Here is an 8,554-nt window from a genome sequence, read left to right as displayed (position 1 = left end):
ACACGGAAGTTAAGCTCTCTAGCGCCGATGGTAGTTGGGACCTTGTCCCTGTGAGAGTAGGACGTCGCCAAGCAACTTTAAGACGAGTCAGAATGACTCGTCTTTTTTGTATGCTTTCATACCTCTCTTAATTGCCTGTTTAACTCCTTCTAAATAGGCGAATCCATGCTTTTTATCTGGTTCTAAGTAAGTACCTTCTGCCCATTCATTCCACGCATTAATAAATAAAAACTCGCTGTTGTAAAGAGAATAGGTACGATGGATTTGCTTACTTAAATATATCGTGAACTTCTCAGGAGTAGAACCGAGGAAGATGCTGCTATTTAAGTCTTTGCGACGTGCTGTGTTGTCCCAGTCAACAAAGGCACCGGGAAATGTTTTTTTCTCTGGAGGAGATCGCTTTAGTATATACATCCAAACTTTATCATAATCCCAAGCGTTTATTTGTTTACCAGACTCATATATTGTCTTATTTATGTCTGGAGAGCTATCATGAGCAATTGTATAAAAAGGCTCGAATTGAATGCTAGCATCGAACCCATTTATATTAGGAAGTGGGAAGCTGTTTAATGTTTCTACAAAGTATATACCTTTCAAACCATTTTCTTGTGCGAGTGTATCCCAGTAATTAAGCATTTGCTCACAGTCAGGGATATGCCCAGGACGATAAATAATGAATAGTGGTTTATCATCTATACGAATATATCTTTCATCTTGGAAAGCTTGTAATAAATAGTCAAAGTGTTCTTTCCAATCCGATAACTCTCCATAATTTTGAGGCATTAATATATGGCTATCAAGACCATCCCAAGTTTTTGTCCACGGTTCATTTGCCCAAGAAAGGCAAAATGGAAAATCTGGTTCGCCCGTCTTAAGTACTTCATTAAAGGGTGTCTCCAATAGTCTTTTCCCTTTAAACCAGTAATGGTAATAACAAAAACCATATATGCCGTGTGTTTTGGCAATTTTTGCTTGCCATTTTCTTACGGATGGGTCCGTTAAGTCATAATAAAAATCTTGATAAGGTTCTCTAGGTTGATAATGTCCTGCAAATAAAGGTCGTGCACTTTTAGTATTTGTCCATTCAGTAAAACCTTTTCCCCACCATTTGTCATTTTCTTTTATTTGATGAAACTGCGGTAAGTAAAAAGCAATTATTTTCAAGGTATATCCTCCTTATGTTCTTTGTAGTTCAAAGTGGGGGGAAGTTACTTTTGATTTTTTGAATCGAGTTTAAAGCGCTAGATCGATTATTTACTTACTATTTTGTTGTGCTTCATATTGAATTCGTTTTTACAGTTTGCTCGATAGAGGAATCTTGTATGATTTAATATATGGCTGAGATGAAAAGTGATTTTCATTATAAAATTATGCGCATTACCATGTAGGAAAAGAGTTAATCTTTTTGGAGAACAAATAGGGCTTGGGGTAATCGGCTTGCGTCATCAAAAAAGTCCCGTAGCTTTAAATACTTCTCATAGTGATTTTTAATATAAGTTCTAGGTATAACCGTTTCTCCGTAGAAGCTACTATTTCTAACATCTCCCGCTCCTGTAGGACTGTGGACAAAATTACCGCTTTCATAATCCGAGATGGCCCGATTTATATCTGGAAAAGCTTGTGATAAAGTTTTATGCCAACCCGTTTGAATGAATTCAGGGTGTTCCTTGAATTGTTGACAGTAATCGAGAAAATAGCGCGCTTGTGTTGTGGCTATGAAGATGCCACCTGGACGAAGAATTCTTGAAAATTCTTTTATCCAATGTTCTGCAGTTTCTTCGGATAAATGTGAGAATACAGAATAAGCGAATATGATGTCTAATGAATTGTCACTAATAAATTCTACAGGAGGTTGTGGATTGGCTGTTTTATATATTCCTCTTCCTAACGTTTCATTGCAAATGTTAATCATTGCGGGATCTACATCAATACCAAGTAAATTTTCATCACGAACATCTTTGAAAAAAAAGCGTATAATTCTTCCCCATCCGCAACCAAAGTCTAAAATTTTACGTTCTTTATTCAAGGGAACACCTAAATTTTGGGCATATGTTTTTACATGGCTATAAAACAAATATGCTTCATAAAGAGCATGTTCATAGGAAGCTCCTACAAACTGTTGTTGAATTTCTTCAGAGGGGAACATAGGTACTGGGATGCCATTTATCTTTGTTTGCGAGCAACTTTGTATAAATAGATTTAGAAGTTCAACGTCAGAAAGAGGACTAACAAGGTTATCAAAATCATTTCCTAACTTAAAGTTATTCATTTGTTAACCTCCAAATTATATAATGCCTAAAAATTATATTTATGTTTTTTACTAATAAAAACATGTAGAAATTCAGCATCTAATCCTAGTGATCTATCCTTTTGTAAATAAACAATTGTATACATATTTGCATGTGTATAAATATATTCAATCATATCTTGGCCCCAATCAAATGTTACTAAAGCCCCCTTCTCATCAATAGGATTTCCATGATAAATTGGCTCTTCCATATACTCAATTCCTTCTTTATTGTTTCTTGCTCTTTGTAAAGTCTTTGGGAGTGTATGGTACCAAGGGACGGTAAACACATGAGCGCCATCAGGCTTTAAGACACGTTCTATTTCTTTAAAGGCTTTCCCTGGCTCCATTACGTGTTCAAAGACATCTTGCGTAATGAATAAATCAAAAGATTCATTTTGAAAAGTCATGTTTTCTAAATTCTCACATCTAATTCCTTGAAAGTATTGACCGAGAGGATAGTTTTTAAAGTATTGAGAATATGTATAGTTTTTACAGTTTTTCATCAGTAGTTGAGTTGTAATCCCTCCTGGTGAGGACTCGTGGATATGATAGGAACCCCATTTTGGAAAAAATGTATTTAAGACATGAACTAAAGCTCGTTGCCTCGGTATAGAGTGGCATGTAGAACATAAATAGTGATCTCTAAGCCAATCATTATGCTCTATAAATGTAGCTTCCTTCTCACAAATAACGCAGTAGCCATTATTGTGCTTCAAATTACCTTCCACATGACATCCCTCCTGTATAAAATGCAATGTATATCCCCCAGTATTTTCATGGCAGTAATGCTCTCAAACCAAAATCCGGCTGGAGCAAAAAAGTTAGGTGGGAGATGAACTGCCCGTAAATGCCCTAACTTTATGGATAGTATCAGACACATGTGAAACTAAAGAGAGTGGGTAGAAATTAGGGAAACCATAAAAGTAAGATTGGTAGAAGGGAATAATTAGCGGGGAGAACCCAACGCTAATTAAAGTTTCACTTTATGCTATGCGATACATTTGCTTTTATTCATTGAAAAACGTAGGGGTTTAAAATATCCCTTTCGTGTATGGATACATTTCAAAGTCCTTTGCATATATTTCTGTAACTAGATCCATTGTTTCTTTGTCATAAAAGCTTGCGTATGTTGGAAATCGGGGAAAGGCTTCATCTGTAATGCTAAGTTCTGCATAGCTTCCTGTATAAACCATCTTGTGAGCGCGATGATGACCTGAACTTGTAAGTTTGGTTAGGTCAGATTTAATCAAACCGTATTCGTTTTCTATTTTGGGAATTTGCTTATTAAAATCTTCTAAAGGTATATAGCGTTGGATAAAGGCTTCTTCACCTTGGACGTATTGTTGACTAAAGTGCATATCTATTACTTGGGAATTGGAACCAAGTGCTTGAACGTAATATAAAAATTGTTTGAATGATATTCCTTGTTTACTATGCTTGTCATTATAAAAACACTTTCGGATACTATTCCATTGAGGACTAGCATAAGGATTGTCAGCAAGTAATAAAAATGAGCTAACGGCCCTCTTATAGGGATTTCGTACGAGTTTACAAACATGTTTTTTTGCTTCTAGAAGACCGTTATGTACCGCTTGTATATAATTGGGGTTATTTTTATATACCCAGAATTCATAGTAATGAATAAAATCATTGTATTTCTTTGCTTCAGGAAATAATCCAATTTGAAAGAAGAACCAATTAGCTAATGCGGTACATCCGCTTCTATGACTCCAAAATAATATAAGGGGAAAATCCTTATGGAAATGCGGAATTCGATCTTTATGTAGAATGATGTACTCTAAAAACTTTTGATTTATATTTTTCATGAGTTTAACACTCCTTTTTTAAGGGTATAGAAGAGAATTTTTTATTAATCCAATATATTCATGAGAATGAGTAAATATTATGAGTGTATTTTGCTTTCGTCTTAAATAAGAAAGCGATTCTAAAAGGGAAATATAAAATAAAGATAATGAAAATGTATAAGAGGCATACAATTATAAGAAAAGAAGTAATAAAAGTGTCCAAGTTCATTTATTTGTATTTCTAGGTGTGATAAGCAAAAATTTTATTATTAGAGAGGATATTATGGGGAAGAATAATTATTTAATAGTAGGTGGAAATAGTTTCATTGGTATTAACCTCGCATTAGGTTTATTGAAACAAGGTCAAAATGTAAAAGTATTTTCCAGGCATATAAATAATTTCCCTCAAAATCTTATAAGTGATGTTGAATTTATTAAAGGTGATTTAGCAAATGTTGAAGATATATATAAGGCTTTAGTAAATGTGGATATTATTATTTATTTAGCTGCAACGTCTAATGTAACAACTTCAATTGAAGATGTTTTTGGAGATAGGAACAGTAGCTTTTTTTTTCTTAATTTCATGGAAACTGTTAAACGTTTCCCTATTAAAAAAATTGTATTAGCATCCTCTGGAGGCACAGTTTATGGTGAACCAGAATATTTACCTATTGATGAGAAACATCCATTAAAACCACTATCTCCTTATGGAATAACAAAAGTGTCGCTTGAAAATTATTTGTACTTTTATAAGAAAAAGTATGGAATGGACTATGTTGTATGTAGATATTCTAATCCATATGGAAAATATCAAAACCCGTTAAAGAAAGTTGGAGCAATAAACTGTTTTTTGTATCAGCATCTCAGTAATGAAAAGATTAATATATATGGGGATCCACAAGAGATTATTCGAGATTATATTTATATCGATGATTTAGTGGAAATCACTATACAACTATCACAATTAAATCGCTTGAAATCTTGTGTGTATAACATAGGCAGCGGCAAGGGTCTCTCTTTAAAACGAATTATAGTAGAATTGGAGAAATTAACAGAAAGAAAAGTGGACTTTATCTGCTATAAACAAAAGCAAGAAAATGTTCAAAAAATCATTTTAAATATAGATAGGGTAAGACGAGAATGTAATTGGGAACCGAAAGTGGATTTCAAAAGTGGAATTAGATTAAATAAGCTATGGATTGAAGAGTTCTTATATAGTAAAAAATAATAAACCATGCCCTACTTCTGTATAAGTAGAGCATGGTTTATTATTTTATTTCTTTTTGTATTACCCAAAGGTCTTGATGTTCCCACCAAAAACCTTCAGTATATTTTTTGATGATAGGATTATAAGGTAATAATTTAATTTTGTCACATACGTAAGAGGGACTAACGATCGTTTGCCCGTATTGATGCACATCTAAATCCAGTTGTTCACTAGAGGGAAGAAACCAATAACCCTGTTTATTTAAATCTGGAAACCCGAAGTATTTTTTGCTTTGATAGCCATGGGTTGTGAAAATGAATAAACCACCAGGTGAAACAGCGTTATACAATGTTTGCAGCCAACGAAACCAAGTTGTATCAGGCATATGAGAAAAAAAGGATAGACAAAAAACGATATCATACGTAGACGATAATTTTACTTGTTCAGGCTCAGGGTGAGATAAGATAGATGAAATATTTAGTGTGCGTTCAATAAAACTAATAGCCTCTTCATGTATATCACAGGTAGTTATATGTAAGTTCGTTTGTAAGTTTAATAAATGGCGTGTTACGCAGCCATATCCGGATGCGAATTCTAATAATTTTATTGGAGTGTCTACAGGAGGATAAAAGGAAGTCATTAAATCTAAGAGTGTTTCTGCTGATTTTCTTCCATCTTTAAAATAATAATCTATTGCTTCTTTTTTAGACGGAAAGACTGGATTCGTGACTAGGAATTGAAAGATATGATCCTCCGGATGGATACTTGCATTTACATTGTAGTTCTGTGCAATTTGAGAAATCAAATCTTTATTTGCCTCTATAAATTCTTTCAAAGAGTAACCCTCCTTAAATAATAGTAATGTCTTACAAGAGATACTGATGATAAAGAAAATATATAATTAAATCTTCAAATATGCTTTAAGATACTTTCGATATGCGTACATTTTCTTTTTTGAAATGTCGTCGATAGTAAAGGTTTCTTTAATGAAATTCTGCATTTGTACAACTTCACTGTAATGGGAATATGAATCTTCTGCTCTCGTTACACTATTTGTATGTCGTCTATGATAGTTTAGAGGTTTTGGATTGAAATAAATGTTCCCCTCTTTAAGGATAGAAACATAGAAAAACCAATCACCGGCTATTTTAAACTGTTCCAATTGTTTTGCTGTTGTTTTTATATCTATGTTTTTAAAAACTACACTTGAGACATTAGGTATGGTGTTTTTGATAAGTAACGTATCTTGTATTTCATCTATCCCTTTTCGCACATAAGAACTCTGCCATTTTTCTTTATCAATATCATTTGTGTAATCTAAATAATGATTGGCCAATATATTTCCTTGTTCATCTATTTGTTTTGATTGTGTGTAGCTTAAGGCAACATCACTATCTATATGAAAACCTTGTATTACTTCTTCTAAAAATGTCTGATCACATAAGTCATCGGCCTCGGCAATCCAAATATAATCACCGGTTGCTGCAGTGACACCTTTTATCCATTGTTTAAATACAGAACCAGAGTTTTTATCATTAATAATCTGCTGAATTTTCAGGTGATGTTTATTTTCGTTTGAGAGCAGCTTTTCAAATATAGATACGCTATTGTCAGTAGAGGCATCGTCTAGGAAAATTAGTTCGTAAAGGGGATAGGTTTGATTTAATATTGATTTAACTCGTTCGGATAAGTATTTTTCGTAATTATAGTTCGGTACAATGACGCTTATTTTTTTATAATTATGCTCAAGCAAGTTTAATAATTGATAAATGTAATGAAGAAAGTTGAAATTTTTTTCAATAAGTTCTTGGCCAAAGGTCCCTTTTTGTAATCGTAAATCTTCATCCCCGATAAATTCGTATATTTTTTCCAGCATCATCGGTAAGTTTAAATAGTCTACTAATGCGCCAGTTTGTTCCGTAACAACATCTTCAAAACCTCCAGCGTTTTTAAACCCTATAACAGGGAGTTTTGTATCTAATGCTTCTAAAACCACGTTTGGGAAAGGATCTTCTCTTGAAGTTAATAAATATAAATCAGCCCCAGCGTTATATAAACCGATATCTGGAGTAGGATCCACTAATGTAAAATGTGCTGTATATCTTGGTGATAGCGTGTTTAAAAAATGAACATCTGTTTTCCCAACCCAGATAAAATGAATATTTTTATGAATCTTTCTTACTGAGTAAGCAATAAGTGAGAATAAATCTATCCCTTTTCGATGATCAGCGAAGCCTACCCCCAAAATGATTTTGCTATCTAGAGGCAGGTTGTGTTTTTTTCGTAATTCGTTTCTCGCTTTTGCAATATTGTTCTTATAAGGATTGTGGTTAAACAAACCTTGAGGGAGGATGTGGCACTTTTGATGATCTAATTGGGTGATTGTACGGAACTTTTCATACACGTATTGTGAAGGGAAGACAATTTTGTGAGCAGACTCGGCAATTTTTCTCGCTTTTCCCTCAGCAGAGTACTGTTGTATTAAATGCGGCAATTCATGTATTAATGAAATAACTTTTATATTATGTTTAGCTAGTAATGCAACTATGTCACCACTTATGACGGTACTACATATGGCGATGGTATAGTCTTGTGTTAATAACTTTTTTATTAATGATTCGATCTTTTCGTTCGTTGGGTAGTCTTCCTCTAGGCAATAAACAGGACCATACTTTTGAAAGTCGTGGATTAAAATGCCCGTTCCAATAGAAATAATTGCGACGGAGTAATGAAAGTTTTCTTTGAGAGCTTTAATAGTATGTAAAGAAAGCAGCTGTGCTCCGTGGAAATGGGCATCATGGGATACATAAATGATTTTCTTATTAACATGCATTTCATAACGCCTCCTAAGGTTAATTAGATTTTTAGTAAATGTATGGTGTATTTATAATTTCTAGAGAGAAGTCTAAATAAAAAAGCTACTTTTAATATATATTTGTTTGGCTTGATATTCATTCTTTAGAAAGTATAAACTGTCGATTATGAAAGGGACTGTGCTAGTTTATTAATCTTTAGGGAAGAAGTATAAAAATACCCTTCATAATTTATAAAATAAAAAGGATAAAAGGTATTGACGATTAGAGTATAGAGGTGTAATATAGAACAAGTCGCCGATGACAATAACGTCGAAAGCGACGAACGAAATGAAAAACTTAGTTGACATTGAAAGATGAAAATGTTAACATAAGGAAGTCGCAAATGAGCGACTAAGTAGTTCTTTGAAAACTGAACGAAACAAACAACGTGAAACGT

At 33.5% G+C, this 8,554-nt stretch carries 7 protein-coding genes; 1 reads left to right on the top strand and 6 read right to left on the bottom strand.

The window, feature by feature from the left end; genetic code table 11:
* Nucleotides 1–87: 87 nt before the first annotated feature.
* From ACS2QP_RS27180 to ACS2QP_RS27165, 4 genes are all read right to left on the bottom strand, one after another.
* Nucleotides 88–1,164 carry a glycosyltransferase WbsX family protein gene (locus ACS2QP_RS27180; RefSeq protein ID WP_000690964.1) on the bottom strand — a complete coding sequence of 359 codons (1,077 nt, stop codon included), beginning with the start codon at nt 1,162–1,164 and terminating at the stop codon, nt 88–90.
* Between the two features lie 232 nt (nt 1,165–1,396).
* Nucleotides 1,397–2,269, bottom strand: coding sequence for a class I SAM-dependent methyltransferase (locus tag ACS2QP_RS27175; RefSeq protein ID WP_001058688.1), 873 nt, complete (start codon nt 2,267–2,269; stop codon nt 1,397–1,399).
* A 26-nt stretch (nt 2,270–2,295) separates the two neighbouring features.
* Nucleotides 2,296–3,018 (bottom strand): class I SAM-dependent methyltransferase, encoded by a 723-nt coding sequence (locus tag ACS2QP_RS27170; RefSeq protein ID WP_000398924.1) that lies wholly within the window; start codon nt 3,016–3,018, stop codon nt 2,296–2,298.
* 303 nt (nt 3,019–3,321) lie between these two features.
* Complete coding sequence (locus ACS2QP_RS27165; protein ID WP_000790060.1) at nt 3,322–4,116, bottom strand: sulfotransferase family 2 domain-containing protein; 795 nt, start codon at nt 4,114–4,116, stop codon at nt 3,322–3,324.
* Between the two features lie 262 nt (nt 4,117–4,378).
* Here ACS2QP_RS27165 and ACS2QP_RS27160 point away from each other — a divergent pair, with 262 nt between their 5' ends.
* On the top strand, nt 4,379–5,323 hold the full coding sequence (locus tag ACS2QP_RS27160) for an NAD-dependent epimerase/dehydratase family protein (RefSeq protein ID WP_063535509.1): 945 nt from the start codon (nt 4,379–4,381) through the stop codon (nt 5,321–5,323).
* 40 nt (nt 5,324–5,363) lie between these two features.
* Here the strand turns inward: ACS2QP_RS27160 and ACS2QP_RS27155 are convergent, their stop codons facing one another.
* Nucleotides 5,364–6,137, bottom strand: coding sequence for a class I SAM-dependent methyltransferase (locus ACS2QP_RS27155; protein WP_000657497.1), 774 nt, complete (start codon nt 6,135–6,137; stop codon nt 5,364–5,366).
* 66 nt (nt 6,138–6,203) lie between these two features.
* Nucleotides 6,204–8,135, bottom strand: a complete 1,932-nt coding sequence (locus ACS2QP_RS27150) for a glycosyltransferase (protein WP_438883009.1) — start codon at nt 8,133–8,135, stop codon at nt 6,204–6,206.
* Between the last annotated feature and the right edge of the window lie 419 nt (nt 8,136–8,554).

The organism is Bacillus cereus group sp. Bce019 (assembly GCF_051781745.1).
Classification (GTDB): domain Bacteria; phylum Bacillota; class Bacilli; order Bacillales; family Bacillaceae_G; genus Bacillus_A; species Bacillus_A cereus.
The sequence above is the reverse complement of the archived record's forward strand: the minus strand, read 5'-3'. Positions and strand labels throughout refer to the sequence as shown.

Coding starts and splice junctions, on each gene's coding strand:
- ACS2QP_RS27175 (WP_001058688.1), bottom strand. CDS start 2,269: ATGAATAACTTTAAGTTAGGAAATGATTTTGATAACCTTGTTAGTCCT.
- ACS2QP_RS27165 (WP_000790060.1), bottom strand. CDS start 4,116: ATGAAAAATATAAATCAAAAGTTTTTAGAGTACATCATTCTACATAAA.
- ACS2QP_RS27160 (WP_063535509.1), top strand. CDS start 4,379: ATGGGGAAGAATAATTATTTAATAGTAGGTGGAAATAGTTTCATTGGT.
- ACS2QP_RS27150 (WP_438883009.1), bottom strand. CDS start 8,135: ATGCATGTTAATAAGAAAATCATTTATGTATCCCATGATGCCCATTTC.